Origin of the sequence: Streptomyces sp. SID14515 (assembly GCF_010548505.1) — a bacterium.
Taxonomy (GTDB): Bacteria; Actinomycetota; Actinomycetes; order Streptomycetales; family Streptomycetaceae; genus Streptomyces; species Streptomyces caviscabies.
On sequence record NZ_JAAGMH010000086.1, the window covers coordinates 25,823 to 45,761 of the forward strand.

General features: G+C 73.7%; 17 protein-coding genes and 1 pseudogene. 6 read left to right on the plus strand and 12 right to left on the minus strand.

Annotated elements, in window-relative coordinates:
* Positions 1–17: 17 nt before the first annotated feature.
* The 4 genes from G3I54_RS18875 to G3I54_RS18890 form a co-directional block, all read right to left on the minus strand.
* Entirely contained in the window at positions 18–1,673 is a 1,656-nt protein-coding gene (locus G3I54_RS18875) for a serine/threonine-protein kinase (protein ID WP_164616039.1), read from the minus strand.
* Positions 1,670–2,314, minus strand: a complete 645-nt coding sequence (locus tag G3I54_RS18880) for a DUF3754 domain-containing protein (protein ID WP_164616040.1) — start codon at positions 2,312–2,314, stop codon at positions 1,670–1,672. The genes G3I54_RS18875 and G3I54_RS18880 overlap by 4 nt, the downstream gene beginning before the upstream one ends.
* Positions 2,315–2,449: 135 nt before the next feature.
* Positions 2,450–3,040, minus strand: a complete 591-nt coding sequence (locus G3I54_RS18885; protein WP_164616041.1) for a cysteine hydrolase family protein — start codon at positions 3,038–3,040, stop codon at positions 2,450–2,452.
* The gene (locus G3I54_RS18890) at positions 3,037–3,783 is read right to left on the minus strand and encodes an N-acetyltransferase (RefSeq protein ID WP_164616042.1); all 747 of its coding nucleotides are present in this window, start codon (positions 3,781–3,783) and stop codon (positions 3,037–3,039) included. The genes G3I54_RS18885 and G3I54_RS18890 overlap by 4 nt, the downstream gene beginning before the upstream one ends.
* Before the next feature lie 115 nt (positions 3,784–3,898).
* On the opposite strand from G3I54_RS18890, the gene G3I54_RS18895 reads away from it, so the two are divergent.
* Positions 3,899–4,477: a GNAT family N-acetyltransferase gene (locus G3I54_RS18895; RefSeq protein ID WP_164616043.1), complete on the plus strand. Its 579-nt coding sequence runs from the start codon at positions 3,899–3,901 to the stop codon at positions 4,475–4,477.
* Between the two features lie 82 nt (positions 4,478–4,559).
* Positions 4,560–5,219 (plus strand): hypothetical protein, encoded by a 660-nt coding sequence (locus G3I54_RS18900; RefSeq protein WP_164616044.1) that lies wholly within the window; start codon positions 4,560–4,562, stop codon positions 5,217–5,219.
* A 33-nt stretch (positions 5,220–5,252) separates the two neighbouring features.
* On the opposite strand, the gene G3I54_RS18905 is transcribed toward G3I54_RS18900, so the two are convergent.
* On the minus strand, positions 5,253–6,035 hold the full coding sequence (locus G3I54_RS18905; protein WP_164616045.1) for an HNH endonuclease family protein: 783 nt from the start codon (positions 6,033–6,035) through the stop codon (positions 5,253–5,255).
* 135 nt (positions 6,036–6,170) lie between these two features.
* A complete protein-coding gene (locus G3I54_RS18910; RefSeq protein WP_164616046.1) occupies positions 6,171–7,076 on the minus strand; it encodes a hypothetical protein in 906 nt (301 codons plus the stop codon).
* Between the two features lie 125 nt (positions 7,077–7,201).
* Here G3I54_RS18910 and G3I54_RS18915 point away from each other — a divergent pair, with 125 nt between their 5' ends.
* Together G3I54_RS18915 and G3I54_RS18920 are read left to right on the plus strand one after the other, a co-directional pair.
* Positions 7,202–7,789 carry a TetR/AcrR family transcriptional regulator gene (locus tag G3I54_RS18915; RefSeq protein WP_164616047.1) on the plus strand — a complete coding sequence of 196 codons (588 nt, stop codon included), beginning with the start codon at positions 7,202–7,204 and terminating at the stop codon, positions 7,787–7,789.
* A gap of 137 nt (positions 7,790–7,926) precedes the next feature.
* Positions 7,927–8,781, plus strand: a complete 855-nt coding sequence (locus G3I54_RS18920; RefSeq protein WP_164616048.1) for a nucleotidyltransferase domain-containing protein — start codon at positions 7,927–7,929, stop codon at positions 8,779–8,781.
* Positions 8,782–8,856: 75 nt separating this feature from the next.
* Here the strand turns inward: G3I54_RS18920 and mfd are convergent, their stop codons facing one another.
* On the minus strand, positions 8,857–12,390 hold the full coding sequence (mfd, locus tag G3I54_RS18925; protein WP_164616049.1) for a transcription-repair coupling factor: 3,534 nt from the start codon (positions 12,388–12,390) through the stop codon (positions 8,857–8,859).
* 447 nt (positions 12,391–12,837) lie between these two features.
* Here mfd and G3I54_RS18930 point away from each other — a divergent pair, with 447 nt between their 5' ends.
* A complete protein-coding gene (locus tag G3I54_RS18930; RefSeq protein ID WP_164616050.1) occupies positions 12,838–13,845 on the plus strand; it encodes a helix-turn-helix transcriptional regulator in 1,008 nt (335 codons plus the stop codon).
* Between the two features lie 70 nt (positions 13,846–13,915).
* Here the strand turns inward: G3I54_RS18930 and G3I54_RS18935 are convergent, their stop codons facing one another.
* Positions 13,916–14,170, minus strand: a complete 255-nt coding sequence (locus G3I54_RS18935) for a hypothetical protein (protein ID WP_164616051.1) — start codon at positions 14,168–14,170, stop codon at positions 13,916–13,918.
* Positions 14,167–15,636, minus strand: a complete 1,470-nt coding sequence (locus tag G3I54_RS18940; RefSeq protein ID WP_164616052.1) for an amidohydrolase — start codon at positions 15,634–15,636, stop codon at positions 14,167–14,169. The genes G3I54_RS18935 and G3I54_RS18940 overlap by 4 nt, the downstream gene beginning before the upstream one ends.
* A 184-nt stretch (positions 15,637–15,820) precedes the next feature.
* Between G3I54_RS18940 and G3I54_RS18945 the strand changes: the two genes are divergently transcribed.
* Entirely contained in the window at positions 15,821–15,997 is a 177-nt protein-coding gene (locus tag G3I54_RS18945) for a thiazolylpeptide-type bacteriocin (RefSeq protein ID WP_003968635.1), read from the plus strand.
* A 92-nt stretch (positions 15,998–16,089) separates the two neighbouring features.
* Here G3I54_RS18945 and G3I54_RS18950 read toward each other — a convergent pair whose 3' ends face one another.
* The 3 genes and pseudogenes from G3I54_RS18950 to G3I54_RS18960 form a co-directional block, all read right to left on the minus strand.
* Positions 16,090–18,066, minus strand: coding sequence for a TOMM precursor leader peptide-binding protein (locus G3I54_RS18950; RefSeq protein ID WP_164616053.1), 1,977 nt, complete (start codon positions 18,064–18,066; stop codon positions 16,090–16,092).
* A complete protein-coding gene (locus tag G3I54_RS18955; protein WP_137234309.1) occupies positions 18,063–18,818 on the minus strand; it encodes an ABC transporter permease in 756 nt (251 codons plus the stop codon). The genes G3I54_RS18950 and G3I54_RS18955 overlap by 4 nt, the downstream gene beginning before the upstream one ends.
* A gap of 173 nt (positions 18,819–18,991) precedes the next feature.
* Positions 18,992–19,927: pseudogene (locus G3I54_RS18960) on the minus strand (ABC transporter ATP-binding protein); the annotation flags it as partial.
* Positions 19,928–19,939: the final 12 nt, after the last annotated feature.

Consider the following 19,939-nt stretch of genomic DNA (forward strand, 5'->3'; position numbering starts at 1 on the left):
GGCGGTCCGGGGCGCGGTCAGCTTCCGCGGACGTCCCGCTGGTGGCTGAGCAGGCGGCGCAGGTCCATCGGCAGCGGATGGTGCGGCCCGTAGCTGCGCTCGGCGTCGTACAGCAGGGCCTGGAGCTGGGCCCGGCCAGCGGTGTGGTCGCCGACCGCCAGGAGCAGCTGTCCGATGCGGTGCCGGATGTCGAGTGCGCGGCCGGGGTCGGAGGTGACCGCCCCGTAGGCGTTCTCGTAGTACGGGAGGACCGCGCGGTACTCGCCCAGCGCGGCCCCGGCCTCGCCGAGCTGTTCGAGGCACTGGGCCACGTCGTAGCGGAACTGGAGGGCCTGCGCGTCGCCCGGCCCCGCCTCGGCGGCGCGGTCTCCGGCGAGGCGGCGCAGTTCGGGCAGTGCGCGGCGGTACTGCCCGTCGTCCATCAGCGTCGCGGCGTACTGCTTGCGCAGGATGCGGACGACCGGCGAGTGCTCGCCGTGTTCGGCGGCGGCGGCCGGGAGGGTGGCGCCGAGGACGTCGACGGCCTGGGTGATCCGGCCCTCGCCGAGCAGCTTCTTCACCTCGTCCACGGCCCGCGCGACATCCGGCCGGGCGGGCGGCGGCGGGGTGGCGTGGGGCGGGGTGCTCGGGGGTACGGGGGTGGCCCGTGCGGGCGACGCGAGGACGGCCGGGGGCGGGGTGAAGGACGGCGGGGCGGCGAGCGTGGGCGGCGGCGCGGCGAAGGTGGCGGGGGCGGGCACGGACGCGGGCGTCGCGGCCCGGTCCGGCCAGGGCGCGTGCGGGCGCAGGAACGGGCGGGTCGGGTCGAGCGGTCCGGCGGGCTTCCCGTGCTGGGGCAGCAGCGGGGCCAGCTCCTCGTACACCTCCTGCGCGGAGGCCGGCCGGTCCCCCGGGTCCTTGGCGAGCAGCCGCAGCACGAGGGCCTCCAGCGCCACGGGAACCTCGGGGCGGGCCTGCCGGACCGGGAGCGGGGGCTCGTAGAGGTGGCGGTGCAGGACGCCGAGCGCGGTGGACCCGGCGAACGGCACGTCGCCGCTGAGGAGTTCGTGCAGGACGACCCCGAGGGCGTACAGGTCGGTGCGCGGGCCGACCGCGCCGCCCATCGCCTGCTCGGGGGCCATGTAGGCCGGGGAGCCGATGGGTGAACCGGTGTGCGTGAGGCGGGTGGTGTCCGTGTCGAGGACGGAGGCGACGCCGAGGTCGAGGACGGTGACGGTGCCGTCGGGCCGGACCATGACGTTACGGGGCTTGAGGTCGCGGTGGACGATCGGCACGGCGTGCACCGCGCTGAGGACCGCGCAGAGCTGGGCGGCGACCGCGACGGCCCACGGCCAGGGGTACGGGCTCCGCCCGGTCAGGTGGTCGGCGAGGTCGGCGCCCTCGACGTACTGCATGACGAGGTAGAGGTCGTCGCTGTCGTTGCCCGCGTCGTGGACGGTGACCAGGCCGGGGTGGTCGACCTGCGCGGTGACCCGGCACTCGCGGACGAACCGGCGGCGCAGTTCGTCGGCCGCGTCGCTGCCGGTGGGCCCGGCGACCCGGTCGGGGCGCAGCAGCTTCACGGCGACGCGGCGGTCCAGGCGGCGGTCGTACGCCGTCCACACCTGGCCCATGCCGCCCTGGCCGAGGATGGACGCCAGCTCGTACCGGTCGGCGATGATCCGCCCGCTCACCGGCCCTCGCCCTCCCCGTTCCCCTGGTGCTCCTGGTTCCCCTTGCGGAGGTAGTCGCTCAGCTCGTCCAGCTCGGCGCGGACCTGGTCGAGGCGCTGGGGGGCGGGCGTGGGCGTGGGCGGCGGGGCCTGCACGGTGTAGGGGTTGGGCTGGTGCTGCGGCTGGGGCTGGTGCTGCGGCTGCGGCTGCGGCTGCGGCTGGACGAGGTGATGCGGCTGGTACGGGAGCGGCGCGGGGTGGACGGGTGCGGTGGCGGCGTACGGGGACGGGGGCGAGGGCGGGGAGCCGAGGGAGCTGTAGTGGCGTATCTCCGCGTACAGGTAATAGGTGATGACCCCGGCCAGCACGCTGACGAGCCAGAGGAACAGGACCAGCGCCGCCGCGTCCGACATGTCGTCGGGGTCGTCCGGGGTGGCCATGATGAAGACGAACAGCCCGCCGTTGAGGACCGCCACGACCACCAGCAGGATCCAGTCGCGCGGCCTGCGGGTGACGATCGCGAGGCGCAGCATCGCCGCCCAGCCCAGCAGGCCGCAGCTCAGCACGGTCACCACCACGAGGATCACGCGCACGGCGGTGAGCGTCGCCGAGGAAGGCCGGGATGTCGTCGGCTGCTGCGGCGAAGGGCCGTAGCCGTGCATGTGCTGCTCCTGGGGCGCGGATGGCGGACGTGTGGGGTGAGCGTATACACCTCCGCCGACCGGCCGTCCCGGTTGTGCCCATCGTTGTGCCCAACCGTTGTGTCCGGCCGTTGTGCCCGGCTGTTGTGCGTCAGTTCACCGGGGGCCGGACCGGGCCGGGGCGCCTCCGCCGAAGTCCACCTCGGCCGCCCGCAGTACGCGCACCCGGCGGCCCGGGAAGCGGAGGTTGCGGTAGATCTCGTTGTGGTGCGCGACGGACGCCTCCGGTGCGGCGTACGGACCGGAGCCGTCCGGCCGGACGGACGTGGTGTGCCCGTCCGCGACGAGCACCACGTCGTACCCCCGGCTCAGCGCCTGCCGGGCGGTGGACTCGACGCAGATCTCGGTGGCGAACCCGGTGACGACGACCTCGGTGACCCCCTGGGCCCGCAGGACCGCGTCCAGTTCCGTGTCCAGGAAGCTGTCCGGGGCGGCCTTGGGCACGACGGTCTCGCCGGGTACGGGGGCCAGTTCGGGCACGATCCGCCATCCGTCGGTGCCGGGTTCCAGCTCCTCGTCCTGCTGCTGCGCGAACACCACCGGGGCGCCGGCCGCCCTGGCCCGCTGCTGGAGACCGGCGATGGCCGCGACGGTGCCGGACGCCCGGTGGGCCATCGCCACCAGGGTGTTCTGCATGTCGATGACGAGGAGCGCGGAGGCCGCCCTCCCCCTCGGGTCCGCCGTCACAGCCGGTGCCGTACCCAGACGTTGGGCTCGACGTAGACCGCGTACCCGTGCGCGAGCGCGCAGTGCACCGGGACGAGCGCCCCGGGCACCTCCACCGGACCGTCCGTGTCGAACGGCAGCCCGGTCCACTCCCGCCACTGCGCGAGCGAACCGCTCACGGTCATGGACACGGTGGCGACCGAGTCCACCGTCCCGCCCGCCCGGACGTGGACCCGCAACCACGGGTCCTCGGGCAGCCCGTCCTCGGGGCGGGTCAGCCGGGCGTACTCCTCCATCGGCAGGCCGGGCCGCAGGTGCTTGGCGCTCGGCCGCACCGGGGCGACGACTTCCCGGAGGCCGTGGCGCGCCGCGTTGTCGCGCATCGCGGCGAGCATCCGGCCCGATATCCCCTTGCCCTGATGGCCGGTGGCCACGGTGATCTCGATCGCGCCGACCGTGTCGGGCGTGCGCCCGCGCCGCAGATCCGCGAACGCCCAGAGCAGCATCCGGTCCCAGCCGCCGACGGGCAGTTCACCGCGCCCGGGGGCGTCCAGCACGAAGGGCACGCTGTAGGCGCGGGCCACCACGACGCCCTCGGGGTCGGTGGCGACCAGCACGTACTGGGGGAACTCGACCGCGATCCGGGCGAAGTTCGCCCAGCCGACGATGTCCTCCAGTACGAACTCCGGCCAGGTGTCCGGCATCCGGTCCAGGGCGGCGGCCAGCTCCGGGCGCTCGGCGAGGGTGGTGATGTGCAGCTCCATACGCGCGACCTTATGCACCCCGCACCGCTCCGACCAGCGAATATCGCTTCGGGGCCACCGCGCACCCGGTGGGACGGCGCCCCCGGCGGGCCGCCGCCCGCTACCGTCCCGCCGCATGACGACGACACCGCCGCCCGCCTCCCCCGCCCCTGAATCTCCCGGCCCCGGCCCCGTCCTGATCCGTCCCTGCCGCCCGACGGACCTCGAACTCCTGGAGCGGCACATGCCCTCGCCCGGCCGGACCCGGCGGCACGCCGCCCGCTTCGACCGGCAGGAGCAGGGTCTCAGCACCTTTCTGACCGCCTGGATCGACGGCGTACCCGTCGGGTCGGCGCAGATCCTCTGGCAGGGCTGCGCCGCTCCGGAGGTCCAGGCCCGCTTCCCCGGCTGCCCCGAGCTGAACGGGCTCGGGATCTGGCCACCGGACCTGCGCTCCCGGGGCATCGGCACGGCGCTGATCCGGGCGGCGGAGCGGCGGGCCCGCGACGCGGGGCATGACCTGATCGGCCTGGGCGTGGACGACGACAACCACCGGGCGGCCGCGCTCTATCTGCGGATCGGCTACCGGGAGACCGGCTGCCGCTATCTGGACCGGTACGCGTTCCTGGACGCCGACGGGGTCCGGCGGGAGGTCGCGGATCCGGCCCGCTTCCTGGCCAGAAGCCTGGGCGAGGCCTCGCCCGGACCGGAGTGATCCGGCCGGAACCATGAGGTGTGCATGCCGCGTCCCCACCCGTGACTTCGTCCCCGTGCACCACCCGTCGAGGAGCAGAACCATGACCCAGCCCGGTACGACACCGACCCGCCCCCGGAGAGCCGCCGGGTGCCTGCAGAGCATCGTGGTGCTCGCGGTGATCCTCGGCCTGGGCTACGGGGCGTCCAAGATCTTCGGTGACGACTCGTCGAAGTCGAAGTCCTCCTCGTCCTCCTCGTCCGCCTCGGACGGCAAGGGCGGCTCCTGGGAGATCGGCGACTGCGGCGGTCCGGACCCGGAGAACAAGCCGGACGGCTACCGGGCCTACGACTGCGACGAGTCGGGAGCGACGTTCAAGGCGCTGGAGCTCAAGCCCGCGAGCTTCATGCCCGACTCGATCCAGTGCCCGGCCGGCACGGACCTGATCATCCAGGTCTCCCGGGTCTTCGGCTCCGGCGACGGCAAGAAGGGCGGCGGCATCCCGACCCACACGGTCTGCGGCCGCAACCTGTCCGACGACCACCCGGGCGACGCGGGCGCCGGCGGCGGCCAGCTCGTCGAGGGCGACTGCATCTCGGCGACCGCCAAGGAGATCACCTGCGCCTCGGCCGGGGCGGAGGACTTCAAGGTCCTCGGACTCGTCAAGGACAAGAAGGAGTGCCCGGCGGCGACCACCGAGCCCATGCAGCTGATGATGGCGATCGGCCGCCCGTACGACGTCATCTGCGGCGGCAAGGTCTAAAGAGAACCCGTCCCCCGGTGCGGCGGCGGCCGCTCAGCCACCGCACTGGGCGAGCATGGCCTGCTTGTCGGCCGCCGTGACGGGGAGTTCGTACTTCAGCGAGACCTGGGCGAACCGCACCGCGTAGGAGCAGCGGATCGGCTTGTACGGCGGCAGCCAGGAGGCGGGGCCGGAGTCCCGCTTGGCGTTGTTGGCCGGGCCGTCCACCGGGATGAGGTTGAGCGGGTCGTTGGCGATCTGCTCGCGCTTCGCCTCGTTCCAGCGGGCCGCGCCCATCTGCCAGTCGTAGGACAGCGGCATCACATGGTCGATCTGCACCTTGGTCGCCTGCTGCTTGCGCCAGTCGATGCTCTCGCCGGTGTAGGGGTCCTGGAGCGTCATCGCCATGACGATGCAGTCGGAGCCCGACTTGTGCTCGATGTCCTTGCCGTCGCGGGCGAGCAGGTCGTTGCGGGTGTCGCAGCCGTTGCGGGCGAGCGGAATGCCGTCGATGCCGTCCTTCCAGGCGTAGCCGAACTTCTTCCGCTCGTAACCGGTCTTCGGGCCGCGCCCCTTGGTGGCCACCTTCTCGATGATCTTCCGGGCGGCGGCCCGGTCGGCCTCGTTGGTGAGGGGGGCCAGGCCCGGCTTCGTACCGTCCGGGTTGTCCAGCGGGCTCATGCCGAAGCCGTCGGCGGACTGCGCACCGCCGTTGGTCCCGCCGCTCGTGCCACCGCCCTCGGCCGCGAGGTCGTCGGGGTCGCAGCCGGCCAGGGCGAGCACGACGAGGGCGCCGAGGGCGGGCAGGGCCACTCGGTGGGTACGGGGAGCTATCACGTAAAGCCGTCCTGACGGGGAGGAAACCGAACGCCGAGAATCCTATGGGCGTCTTCCCCGCCGGGGCCGCTTCCATGACTGAACGCATGACCGAGCTTCAGCGCACAGTGCTCCCGGCCCAATCGGAGGTGCGGGTCACACCTTCCCGATGCCGAGGGTGTTCTCCGCGGGCAGCATCCCCGAGTCGATGACCTCCAGCCAGGGCTCCCCCAGCAGTTCCGCCAGCCGCTCGCGCCCCGGCTCGCCCAGCGCCCGCCACGGCGCGGCGGCCTCCTCGTCGGTGCGCAGTTCCACCTTCGCGCGCAGTTCGCGCCCCGCGTCCGTGGCCGTGCCGTCCGACTCCAGCAGCCCGCGCTCCCGGAGGCGTTGCCGGGCCGCGTCCCACTCCCGCGGACTCCACCGCCGGCTCGCGAACACCTCGGGGGCCGCCGCGCCGACCGCCGCGAAGGAGACCAGCGCCTCGACCGGGTCGAGGCCCGCCTCGGTCAGGGCTGCGATGTGCCCGTCGCCCCGGTGTTCGCGCAGGACGGTCGCCGCGTGCCAGAGCGCCAGGTGCGGGGCGTCGGGCCAGGGCAGGGCGGAGTTGGCGGCCCCGAGTCCGCTGAGCGCTCCCGGGGCCTTGGCGACTCCGAGGCCGCCCGGGGCGCCCGGGCCCGCCGCCTCCGCCGCGCGGCGGGCCAGTGCGGCGGCCTCCGCGAACTCCGGCCCCTCCACCCGGTCCCCGAACAGCGCCCGGTAGGCCCCGTCGACCGCCCGCAGCCGGGCCGCGAGCACGGCGTCCGGGGCGGCGGTCGCCCAGACGTCCGGAACGTATTCGTCCACCATCGCCGGAGCGAAGCTGTGGAACGTCCACACCACCTCCGCCGCCCCCACCGCTCCCAGCGGAGCAGCGCGCCAGGCGAAATAGCTCGACCACCGCTCCTCGACGTCGTAGCCGAGCGCGGCGGCCTCGTCGAAGGCCGCGGGGGCGTAGTACAGAACGGCGTGCAGGGGCTCCAGGAGGTGCCACATCTGCCGTACTCGGGCCGGTTCTCCGGTCATCATCTCCGCCTCTCCCGGGCTTCCCGGACGGGAATCGCACATCTAGTCAATGCCTAGATCGGATCTCCAGCATGCGCGCCCCGCCCAAACTTGTCAATGACTAGATGCCGGGTAGGCTGCTTCCCATGAACAGCGAGCGCGAGCGCACCTACCACCACGGCGACCTGCGGCGCGCCGTCCTGGACGCCGCCCTCGACGTCATCGCCGCGAACGGCCCCGCCGCCCTGAGCCTGCGAGACCTGGCCCGGCGCGCCGGCGTCTCGCACGCCGCTCCGGCGCACCACTTCAAGGACCGCACGGGCCTGCTGACCGCCGTGGCCGCCGAGGGGTACGCCCTGTTCGCCGACGCGCTGACCGGGGCGTCCGATCTCCGGGAGCGGGGCGTGGCGTACGTACGGTTCGCGGCGACGCATCCCGCGCATTTCCAGGTGATGTTCCAGCCGGACCTGCACCGCGCCGACGACCCGGACCTGCTGGCCGCCCGCGCCCGGGCGACCGAGGCGCTGCGGGCGGGGGTGGCGGACCTTCCGCAGGGCGGCCGGGGCGAGGACGACCGGCTCGCCGGGGTGGCCGCCTGGTCGCTGGCGCACGGCTTCGCGACGCTGCTGCTCAGCGGCAATCTGGCGGACGCGATGGAGGGCCGGGACCCGGAGGAGGCGTTCCGGGCCCTGACCGGCCTGATCTTCGCGCCGGAAAAGCGGCGCGACGGCTGAGGCGGCCGTCCCCTAGGCTGCCCCTCATGGGCGTTTCCTGAGCGACGAACGAGGTCCCGCAGCGGGACCGCAAGCCGCCCGGCGTCGACCGCCGGGCCACGTTCGTATGCCCACGCACCCACTCGGGAGACCCGGCCATGCCGCACGCACGCCCTGCCCGGACGCCCCTGCCCGCCGACGCCCTCGCCCTGGACCGCCGCATCGAACTGCTGCGCACGACGGCCGAGGCCGACCCCCGGATCGACGGCGTCTTCCTCTACGGATCGTGGACGCTCGGCGAGGCCGACGCCCACTCGGACCTGGACGCCTGCCTGTACGTACGGGAGGAGGACGTCGACGCCTTCGACGGGCGGGAGTTCGTGGAGCGGCTGGCCCCGCTGAAGCTGGCCTACACCAACATGCACGGCATCCTCGCCGTGGTCTTCGACGACCTGATGCGCGGCGAGTTCCATGTCGAGCCGACCGACCCCGGCATCGCCGAGATCGCCACCTGGCGCGGCCAGGTCCACTTTCCCCGCCCCGAGGCGGCCGTCCTCCTGGACCGCACCGGCCGCCTGACCGCCGCCGCCCGCGAACTGGCCGCCTTCAGCCCGCCGGAGCCGGTGGCCACCGCCCAGCAGCTCACGGACGAACTGGCCAACTGGACCCTGATGCTGGCCCACATCCAGGCCCGGGGCGAGCACGCCCGCGCCCACAACCTGCTGCACGCCGTGATCGCCCCGCTCCAGCTCAAGCTCTGCCGCCTGCTGCGCGGCTCGACCGCCCACTGGCTCACCCCGAGCCGCGCCCTGGAGGCGGACCTGCCGGCCGCGGACGTCGAGCGGTACGCCACGACGACCGGGCCCCTGACCCCGGACGCGGTCCGCACAGCGGCGGCGAACAGCTGGCGGTGGAGCCGGGAGCTGGCGGCCGAGGCGGCGGACCGGTGGGGCATCCGGCTGCCGCTGGGGCTGTACGAGGAGATCGGGGAGGCGTTGTCCCCGGAGGAGTGACCGGGCCGACGGGCGGCTGGAGGCCGAGGAGTTCGGGCCGCCGATGGGCTCGGCGGCCCGGTGCGTTCCCGGGCGCTACGACCCCAGGATCGTCGTCAGGAACTCGCCCGTCCACGCCAGCAGTTCGCGGCCGATGACCGGCTTGCCGCCGATCTTGCCCGTCGTCGGGCGCGGGACCAGGATCTGGTGGGCGGCCGGCTTGATGACCGTCTTGGGGTGCAGGCGCTTCAGGCGCAGTTCCTGGGACTCGCGCAACTCCACCGGGGCGAAGCGGATGTTGGAGCCCTGGAGGACGATCTCGCCGACTCCGCAGGCGCGGGCCAGCATGCGCAGGCCGGCGACCAGGAGGAGGTTCTCGACCGGCTCCGGGAGCGGGCCGTAGCGGTCGGTCAACTCCTCGCGGACCGCGCGGATGTCGTCCTCCGAGGAGGCCGAGGCGATCGCGCGGTACGCCTGGAGGCGCAGGCGCTCGCCGGGGGCGTAGTCGTGCGGGACGTGCGCGTCGACCGGGAGCTCGATCTTGACCTCCAGCGGCGGCTCCTCCTGCTCGCCGCCCTCCATCTGGGCCCGGTAGTCGGCGACGGCCTCGCCGACCATGCGGACGTACAGGTCGAAGCCGACGCCCGCGATGTGGCCGGACTGCTCGCCGCCCAGCAGATTGCCCGCGCCGCGGATCTCCAGGTCCTTCATCGCCACGTACATGCCCGCGCCCATCTCCGTGTGCTGGGCGATCGTGGCCAGGCGTTCGTGGGCGGTCTCGGTGAGGGGCTTCTCCGGGGGGTAGAGGAAGTAGGCGTAGCCCCGGTCGCGGCCTCGGCCCACCCGGCCGCGCAGCTGGTGGAGCTGGGAGAGACCGAAGTTGTCGCCGCGCTCCACGATCAGGGTGTTGGCGTTGGAGATGTCGATGCCGGACTCGACGATCGTCGTGGAGACCAGGACGTCGAACTTCTTCTCCCAGAAGTCCACCACCACCTGTTCCAGGGCCGCTTCGGACATCTGGCCGTGGGCCGTGGCGATCCTGGCCTCCGGGATGATCTCGCGGAGGCGGGCGGCGGCCCGGTCGATGGACTCGACCCGGTTGTGGATGTAGAAGACCTGGCCCTCGCGCAGGAGTTCACGCCGTACGGCCGCGCCGATCTGCTTCTCCTCGTACGGGCCGACGAAGGTCAGCACCGGGTGGCGCTCCTCCGGCGGGGTGGTGATCGTGGACATCTCGCGGATGCCGGTGACCGCCATTTCGAGCGTACGGGGAATGGGCGTCGCGGACATCGTCAGCACGTCGACGTTGGCGCGGAGCTTCTTCAGCTGCTCCTTGTGCTCGACGCCGAACCGCTGCTCCTCGTCCACGATGACCAGGCCGAGGTCCTTGAACTTCGTCTCGGAGGAGAACAGGCGGTGGGTGCCGATGACCAGGTCGACCGAGCCGTCCTTCAGGCCTTCGAGGGTCGCCTTCGATTCCGTGTCCGACTGGAAGCGGCTCAGCGCTCTTACGTTGACCGGGAATTGGGAGTAGCGCTCGGTGAACGTGCCGTAGTGCTGCTGGACCAGGAGGGTCGTCGGGACCAGGACCGCCACCTGCTTGCCGTCCTGCACCGCCTTGAACGCCGCACGTACCGCGATCTCCGTCTTGCCGTAGCCGACGTCGCCGCAGACCAGCCGGTCCATCGGGACCGTCTTCTCCATGTCCTCCTTGACCTCGGCGATCGTGGACAGCTGGTCGGGCGTCTCCGCGTACGGGAACGCGTCCTCCAGCTCCCGCTGCCAGGGGGTGTCCGCGCCGAAGGCGTGGCCGGGGGCCGCCATCCGGGCAGAGTAGAGCTTGATCAGGTCGGCGGCGATCTCCTTGACCGCCTTCTTCGCGCGCTGCTTCGTCTTCGTCCAGTCCGCGCCGCCGAGCCGGTGCAGCGTCGGGGCCTCGCCGCCGACGTACTTGGTGACCTGCTCCAGCTGGTCGGTCGGGATGTAGAGGCGGTCGCCGGGCTGGCCGCGCTTGGCGGGGGCGTACTCGACGAGCAGATACTCGCGGGTCGCGCCCTGGACCTTGCGCTGCACCATCTCCACGTACCGGCCCACGCCGTGCTGCTCGTGGACGATGTAGTCGCCGACCTCCAGCGTCAGCGGGTCGATCGTCTTCCGGCGGCGGGCCGGCATCCGGCCCAGGTCCTTGGTGGCGGTGCGCTGGCCGGTCAGGTCGGTCTCGGTGAGCACGGCGAGCTTCAGCGCCGGGTCGACGAAGCCCTGGTCGATCGCCCCGCAGGAGACGTGGACCAGGGACGGGGTGACCTCGGTCAGGTCCGCGTCGAGGCGGGCCGCGATGCCCTCGCCGCTCAGCACCTCGACCGTACGGGCGGCGAGGCCCTGGCCCTCCGTCACGTACACCGTGCGCCAGCCGTCGGCCAGCCAGCCCTTGGTGTCGGCGAGCGCGCGGGCCGTGTCGCCGCGGTACGCCTCCGGGGCGTGCATCGAGAGCTGGAGGGTGTCGTCGTCGTGGTCGGCGGCATCGGCCGCGAACGGCGAGATCGACCACCACATCATGTTCAGCTCACGGGCCCGGTCCCGGACGTCCGCGATGCCCCACAGCGAGGCCGCGCCCACGTCGATCGGGGCCTCGCCGCCGCCCGCGCTCGCCGCCCACGACGCCTGGAGGAACTCCTGGCTCGTGGCGACCAGGTCGGCCGCCCGGGTGCGGACCCGCTCCGGGTCGCAGACCAACGCCATCGCGTCCTTCGGCAGGACGTCGAGCAGCAGCTCCATCTCGTCGACCAGCACCGGGGCCAGCGACTCCATGCCCTCGACCGCGATGCCCTCGGCGATCTTGCCGAGCAGCTCGCCCAGCTCCGGATGCTCCTCCGCCAGCACGGCGGCCCGCTCGCGGACCTGGTCGGTCAGCAGCAGCTCACGGCAGGGCGGGGCCCACAGCCCGTGCGCCGCGACCTCCAGAGACCGCTGGTCGGCGATCTTGAAGTAGCGGATCTCCTCGACCTCGTCGCCCCAGAACTCCACCCGAAGGGGGTGCTCCTCGGTCGGCGGGAAGACATCCAGGATGCCGCCGCGTACGGCGAACTCGCCGCGCTTCTCGACCAGTTCGACCCGGGAGTACGCGGCGGCCGCCAGCGCGTCCACCACCTCGCCCAGGTCCGCGCTCTGCCCGCCGGCCAGCGCCACGGGCTCCAGCTCGCCGAGCCCCTTGACCTGCGGCTGGAGCACGGAGCGGATCGGCGCGACGACGACGGAGACCGGACCGGTCTCCGGGTCGTCCTCGCGGGGATGCGCCAGCCGCCGCAGCACGGCGAGGCGGCGGCCCACGGTGTCCGAGCGGGGCGAGAGGCGCTCGTGCGGCAGGGTCTCCCAGGACGGGAACTCCGCCACCGTGTCCGGCGGCAGCAGCGTGCGCAGGGCCGCGGCCAGATCCTCCGCCTCCCGGCCCGTCGCCGTGACGGCCAGCACGGTCCGGCCGGTCTGCCGGGCCAGCGCGGCCACGGCGAACGGCCGCGCACCGGGCGGGCCCACCAGGTCGACATGCGCCCGGTGCCCGTCCTCGGCGGCCTTCACCGCCTCGGCGAGCGCCGGGTCCGTAACGACGACATCCAGCAGACCGTGCAGACTCATGAAGTTTCCGTCCGGGATCAGATCAGGGGCAACGCGAAGGGCCCGACACGTGGGACGCGCCGGGGGTTCCAGGTTACGACCCGGGGATGACAGCCGCGCCCCCAACCGGCGGGCGGGCGGCTGTCGCCCGTATCGGCGGACCGGCCGCCCGTGTCGTGCCCGCTTCGCCGCCCGTACCACGATGCCGCTCCGCCGCCCGTCGTGCCGACCCTGCCGCTCGTCGACGGTCGCGCACCGTTCATCTCCGTATCGCACACAGTTGTGCCGGGGATCCTCACAGGAGTGATCCCAGCGTCTAGTCTTTGCCCGACCCTTGCACAACAGGTGTTCCCAGAACGTCACACAGGCAGTACCGAGCACGGGCGGAGCGAGCAGCGGCCGGGGCGGGCGGCGCGGGGCGATCCCCCTCGGTGCACGGCCCCACGGCATCAGGCATCGGGGGCGTACGTGGGCGAGAACGAGATGTCTGTCTTCGGGGTCCCGGAGGCCGAGGAAGAGATCTACCGGCACTTCCTGCGCAATCCCGGCACCCGCGCCGACGACCTCCACCTCCTGCTGCACTCCCGGCCCAAGGACGCCCGCGCCCGGATCGCCCGGCTCCAGGAGCTGGGGCTGCTGCACACCGAGGACGCGGAGCTGCGGATCTTCCCGGCGGATCCCGAGGTGGCGCTCGCCCGGCTGGTGGACGTACGGCTGGCCGCGCTCCATCAGGAGCTGCAGCGCGTCACCCGGTCGCGGCACGTCATTGATGGTCTACGCGCGGAGCAGGGGGCCCGTACGCCGCCTCCGCAGGGCATCGAGCAGCTGGAGGGGCTCGCCCAGATCCGTAACCGGATCGACGACCTCGCGTTCTTCGCCCGGGACGAGATCCTGTCCGTGGAGCCGTACACCCGGCTGTCGGCGGAGAACATCGCCCGCTCCCGTCCGCTGGACCTGCGCTGTCTGCGGCGCGGTGTGCGGATCCGCAACGTCGTCTCCAGCGTGGCGCTCCAGGACCCGCCGACCGCCGCCTATCTGCGCGAGCTGGCCGAGCACGGGGCGGCGATCCGGGTGACGGCGGACACCACGGAGCGGCTGCTCGTCTACGACCGCCGGGCGGCGCTCGTCCCGCTGGACCCGCGCGACACCTCGCGGGGTGCGCTCCTCGCCCACCGCAGCGGCCTGGTCTCCAACATCATCTCCCTGTTCGAACGGATCTGGGAGCAGGCCGACGATCTGTCCCGGGCCGCCGACGGCGGCGGGAGCGGTGAGGACGCCGCCGCTCCCCGGCCCTCCGGCATCGAGCGGCGGGTGCTGGTGTCGATGTGCACGGTGGGCAAGGACGAGGCGGGCGCGCGGGAGCTGGGGGTGTCGGTGCGGACCTATCGGCGGCATGTCGCCGACCTGATGCAGACGCTCGGCGCGGCCAGCCGGGCGCAGGCCGCGCTGCTGGCCCGCGAGCGCGGCTGGATCTGACCGTCGGGACGGCCCCGGAGCCCCGTGGGTTCTGACCTCCGGAGTGGCCTCTGGGCTCCGTGGGTTACGCCTACAGCTCCTCGGCCCAGCCGCGCAAGGCGGTGTCCGCCAGTACGCAGGACACCGCCCGCCGCACCGCCGACGCGTCCGTCGCCCCGGCCAGCTCGACCCGCAGGACCACCCGGTCCTGGCCCACCTCGGGGTGGCAGGACCAGTGCCCGGGGAGGAGGCCCAGCAGCCTCACGACGGTGGTCCACCCGGTCGGGGCCGCCCGGTCGCGGCGTACGACGACGACGTCGGCGACCCCGGACCGCCCGGCCGTCATGACGCCGCCTCCCGGGCCCCGGCCGGCCCCGGGGCCAGCACATGCCGGGCCGCCGTCGCCAGGGCCGTGATGCCGACGGGCAGGGCGGCCCTGACGTCGGGGGCGAAGCCGGGGGCGTGGTTGGGCGGTACGGGTGCGCCTCCGGCGCGGGCGGCCCGCCAGGGTCCGGCTCCGGTGGTCCCGAGCATCCAGTACGCGACCGGGACCGCGCCCGACCCTCCCGGACCGGCCGAAGCCCCCGGCCCGCCCGGTGCACCCAATCCGCCCCGTCCGCCCGACGCGAAGTGCGGGAAGTCCTCGGTGGCCGCCGACCCGGCGAGGTCCAGCACCCGGCCGGGCCCGAGCAGCGCCTCGTGCGCCCCGCGTACCCGGGCGGTCAGCGCCGGGTCCGGGCGCAGGACGGGCGAGCGGGCGGTGACGGTGAACTCGGGGGTGCGCGGGGCTCCGGACGCGGCGGCCTCGGCCCGGACGACGCGCTCGGCGGCGGCCGTCAGCCGGTCGAGCGCCTCTTCGGTGAACGCCCGGATGGTGAGCGAGAGTTCGGCGTGGTCCGGGGTGACGTTGCCGCGTTCGCCGGCCCGCACCGAGCCGACGGTGAGCACGGCCTGTTCGGCGGGCGCGGTCGCCTCGGCCACCACCGTACGCAGCCGCAGCACGGTGGCGGCGGCCATCAGGACCGGGTCGAGGTTGAGGTGCGGGGTGGCCGCGTGACCGCCCCGGCCGTGCAGGACCGCCTCGACGGCGACGCTCCCGGCCATCAGGGGCGGCCCGCCCGCCGGCGCGTGGGCGAGGGTCCCGGCGGGCAGCGGGGCGGCGTGCTGGGCCAGGACCGCGTCGGGCACGCCGAACCGCTCGTACAGCCGGCCCTCCGCCAGCATCGACCGGGCCCCGCGCAGCGTCTCCTCCTCCGGCTGGCCGACCACGAGGACCGTGCCCCGCCAGGTGTCCCGGGTGGCGGCGAGGTGCGCCACCGCCCCGGCGACCGCCGCGATGTGCAGGTCGTGGCCGCAGGCGTGCATGACGCCGGGGACGGTGCTGGCGTACGGCAGTCCGGTGGCCTCGGTGACGGGCAGCGCGTCCAGCTCGGTGCGCAGCAGCACGGTGGGACCGGGGCCGTTGCGCAGCACCCCGACCAGTCCGTGGCCGCCGCCCACGGAACGGGTGACCGTACAGCCGTGTCCGGTCAGCCGGGCGGCGAGGCGGTCGGCGGTGCGGTGTTCTTGGCCGGAGAGTTCGGGGTGGGCGTGCAGGTCGAGGTAGAGCTCGACGGCGGAACGGAGCAGCGGGCGCGGCAGGGACGCACCTCCCGCCGCCGCCTCGCCCGTCGCCACCTCGCCTCCCCGAGCCCCGGAACCGCTTCTGGCCCCCGAACCGTCCCGGGCACCCGACGCGCCGCCGTCCTCGCCGTCACCGTCGTCGTCCGCGTTCCTCGTCGCTCTCGCCGCTGTGACCACCGCGCACCTCATCTCTGCTCAACGAGCCTGCTCCGTAGGGCTGTCACGCGCCGGGCCGCCGCTCTGCCACCGGGTGCCAGCGATGTGACAGCGAAATCGCGGCCGATCTGACAGCGGCCACCCCTCCAATGGGTCCAGCACCCGGGCACCGGACCGGAGCAGCCGGCCGGCCCCCCACGAGACCAGGGAGATCACCATGGCCCCCAAGACCGAACTCGCCACCCTCGCCGACGAGATCCTGGAGCTGGAGTCGGAGACCTTCGAGATCTCGGACTACTCCGACGCGTCGGAGGTCGTCCTCGCCGGTTCCACGTCGTGTTCCTCGACGTCGACCTGCTCCAGCACCACCAGCACCACCTCCTGCAGCGCCTGACCCCGGTTCGCCCGGCCCGCTCGCACGTCGGCCCCCTCCGTCGGTCGGAGGGGGCTGTCGCGCGTGGGGCGCTGGCCGGACCGGCCGTACGGTCACGGGAACGGGTGCGGGACGGCCTTGATCTCCGCCTCCGGCAGCTCGTCGGCGCGCCGGCCCGCCGCCCGCAGCGCGGTCCGCAGCCGGGGCATGGTCAGCGCCCGCTGTCTGCTCCAGCCGAAGTCCAGCGGCAGCAGTCCGGGGACGATCGTGGAGACGGTGTGCAGGCCCATCCGGTGCTGCTCGGGGGTCGTCTGGTCGACGGCGATGACGTCGTACCCGGCCCCCGTCAGCCGGTCGCGCAGCAGCCGCAGATCGTCCAGCAGGTCGCCGGTGCGCGGGCGCAGCGGCTGCCAGTCGGCGAACGTCTCGTCCAGCGGGAGGACGGCGGCCGGTTCCAGGTACGCGGCGGCGTGCCGGGCCATGGACGGCAGCCCGTAGAGCTGGGCGTGGTCCTTGAGGTGCAGGACCTTAGTGAAGTCCCGCTCCATCGCCTCCAGTTCGGCCCGGCGCTCGGTGACCTGGTAGGGCAGGTGCGGGATGTAGGTGAGGACTTCGGACAGGGCCGCCTCGACCGTCTCCGCCGGGTCGAAGCCGGCCGCCGCGCTGAAGGACAGCGTGCCGTCGCCGCCGTCCCGGCGCACCGCGAGGGCGGTGACGACGGGGACCGCCAGGTCCATCCGCGTATCGAAGGCGTGCACGTCGTAGCCGTGCAGGGCGGCCCGGTCGAGCATCGAGCGGACGGCGGGGGTGGTCGCGGTGGCGAGGTCGATCGCGGTGAGGCGGGCGCGGCCGTACCAGGCGAGAAGGAAGGCGTCCCGCTCGACGAGTTCGAGGAGCCCGAAGAGGATCGCCTCCTCCAGGCTCCCGCCGGTGGCACAGCCGTTGGAGCACTCGAAGACGAAGTTGTCGGCGTCGACGCCCGCGCTGTAGTGGGCGAGCCGGGCCGGGACCAGGATCGGGGCGTCGTCGCGCAGCGAATGGGCCCACACCCAGGGGATCGCCCGGTCCGGGTCGAAGGGGCTGACCAGGGGGTCGGCGGCGTACGTCTTTGGGGTGTAGAAGCCGCAGTCGGCGGGGTTCAGGGCCTGGCCGGAGAGGTTCGCGTAACTGTCGACGACCGGGGTCGTGCCGCGTCGGCGGTGGGTGCCCGCGTACCGCTCCAGGCCCTCCAGGTGGGCGAGGGTGCGGCTGGTGGCGTACCGGTTGGCCTGGCCGCTCCAGGTGACGTCGTTGAGGCCCGCGTAGCCGCGTACGAAGTGGGTTCCGGCGACCGGGGCGGTGGTGGTGGAGGTCGGGTTGATCCAGATGTCGGAACCGAGCGTGCCGCAGACCGGGTTGGCGAGGGCGGCGGTCGGCAGCGGATAGGAGTCCAGGGTGCGGAGCCGGTAGCCGTCGGGGTCCGGTTTGGGGGTGGGGCCCAGCTCCATGCGGGCGGCCTCCGCCGTGTCCGGGACCTCCCGCACGCAGGCGGGACAGAGCGGTTCGGGCAGCAGCGGGAAGGTGGCCGTGGCGAGGGTGACCAGGTCGACGCGGGTGACCTGGGGCAGCGCCCGGTCGGCAGGGGTGGCGTCGGTACCGGCTCCGGCGGGGGTGGCGTCGGTACCGGAGGTCCTTCCCCGGGCGACGGCCTCGTACGTGGCCCAGACCGCGTCCACCGCGTACGCCGTGAGCACCGGCCAGTGCACGGCCCCCTGCGGCTCGTGCCCCAGCTCCAGGGCCTCGCGCTCGGACCGGCTGCGCAGCCGCTGCCAGCGCATCGCGAGGCACCGGCCGCAGGCGGTGGCGTCGGGCCCGCCGCCCCAGGGGCCGATGAGGACGGCCCGGGAGGTCAGCTGCACGTTGGCGGCCGGGCGGGTGTCGGCGTACGGGTCCGGGTGGCCGAAGCCGAGGACGTCGGCGGCCCCGAGCGGGACGACGTAGGGCGCGGGAAGCAGGCCTTCGGGCGAACGGGTGTGGCGGGCGGTCAGCGCGGACTGGAGGCGGCTGCGCGCGATGTCCAGGGGCGTCGAGGCGGTGGCCTTCGTCGTCATGACTTGTCGCTCCAGCGGAAGGTCTTCAGCGCCACCGCGCCGAGGACGAGGGCGAATCCGGCGAGGACGGCGCAGGCGACGCCGATGTCGCCCAGGGTGCCGCCGCCGGTCAGCGCGCCGGAGACCCCGTCGTTGAGATAGCGCAGCGGCAGGACGCGGGAGAGGCTCTGCATCCAGCCGGGCATGGCGTCCAGCGGGAAGAACGAGCCGGACAGGAACGCCATGGGAATCATCAGGCAGTTGGCCACGGCGGCGACCGCCTCGGGGGTCTTCGCGTAGCTGCCGACGATGACGCCGAGCGCGAGGAACGCGGTGATCCCGAGGACCAGCACCGGCAGGGCGAGCGGCCAGCGGCCGTCCAGCTGGAGCCCGAAGGAGGGCAGCAGGGCCACGGCCACGAAGAGGACCGCCTGGACGGCTCCGATGCCGAGCGCCAGGACGTAACGGGAGGCGAGGACGGCGGAGACGGGCGTGGGCGTCATCCGGATCAGCCGGAGGATGTCGTCGCGCCGCCACTGCATGAGGACGAACCCGACGCCGAAGACGGCGGCGTTGCCGACGCCCCAGGACAGCACGCCGGGCGCGATGTAGTTGATGTAGGGCTTGCCGCTCTCCTCGACGGTCTGGCCGTGGAAGATCAGCCCGAAGACGACCAGGAAGATCAGCGGGAAGGCGAAGGTGAAGAAGAGGGTGGTGCGGTCGCGGGTGTAGGCCCGGTATCCGGCCTGGCTCAGCGCGGTGTAGGCGCTCATCGGGTGTCTCCGTATCGCTGGATCACTGCACGGGGGGGGTGTGGAGGGCGGATCTACCTGGACTACGGCTGCGGGGCCCCGGTGCCGGTGCTCGTACCGCCTCCGGCCCCAGCTCCGGCTCCGGCCCCAGCTCCGGCTCCGGCCCCGGCACCGGCTCCGGCCCCGGCTTCCGTGCCGGTCAGCTCCAGGTACACGTCCTCCAGGCTGGCCGTCCTGGTCTGTACGCCCTGGAGTCCGGCGATCGCGTCGACGGCGGCCAGGACCTTGCCCGCGGCGAGGGTCTCCAGCACGACGGAGCCGCCCTCCTCGGTCACCCGGTCCACGTCCGGGATGGCGCGGGCCTGTTCGGGCGTGAGGCGGTCGGCCGGGACGAGCAGCCGGGTGGTCGGGCTGGAGGCGGCGATCAGCCGGCCGGGGCTGTCGAGCGCGGCGACCCGGCCCGCGACCATGATGGCGACCCGGTCGCAGAGCGCCTCGGCCTCGTCCAGGTGGTGCGTGGTGTAGACGATGGTGCGGCCCTGGCCCTTGAGGTCGCGCAGGACCTGCCACAGCGAGCGGCGGGCCTGTGGGTCGAGCGCGGCGGTCGGCTCGTCCAGGAAGATCAGCTCGGGGTCGTGGACCAGGGCGGAGGCGATGGCGAGCCGCTGCCGCTGGCCGCCGGAGAGGTCGTCGACCCGGGTGTTCCCCTGTTCGGTGAGGCCGACGGAGGCGAGCGCCCGTTCGGCGGCGGCCGCGTCGCACCGGTAGAGGGCCGCCATGGTGGCCAGGTGTTCGCGGGCGGTCAGCCGGACGAAGAACGCGGAGGCCTGGGTCTGCACGCCGAGCCGGGGCAGCAGGGCGGTGTTGCGCGGCCAGGGGCTCTCCCCCAGGACCGTCACCGTCCCGGAGTCGGCGCGCCGCTGGCCCTCCATGATCTCGACGAGCGTGGTCTTGCCCGCCCCGTTGGGCCCGAGCAGCCCGAAGAACTCCCCGCGTGCGACGGTCAGCGAGACCCCGTCGACGGCCCGGGTCGCGCCGTACGTCTTGTGGACGTCGGTCAGGGCGACGGCGGGCCCGGCGGACGGTCCCGCCGGGGGGTCGTGGGGGGTGCGGGGGGCGGTGGACGTCATGGGGCTCTCCTT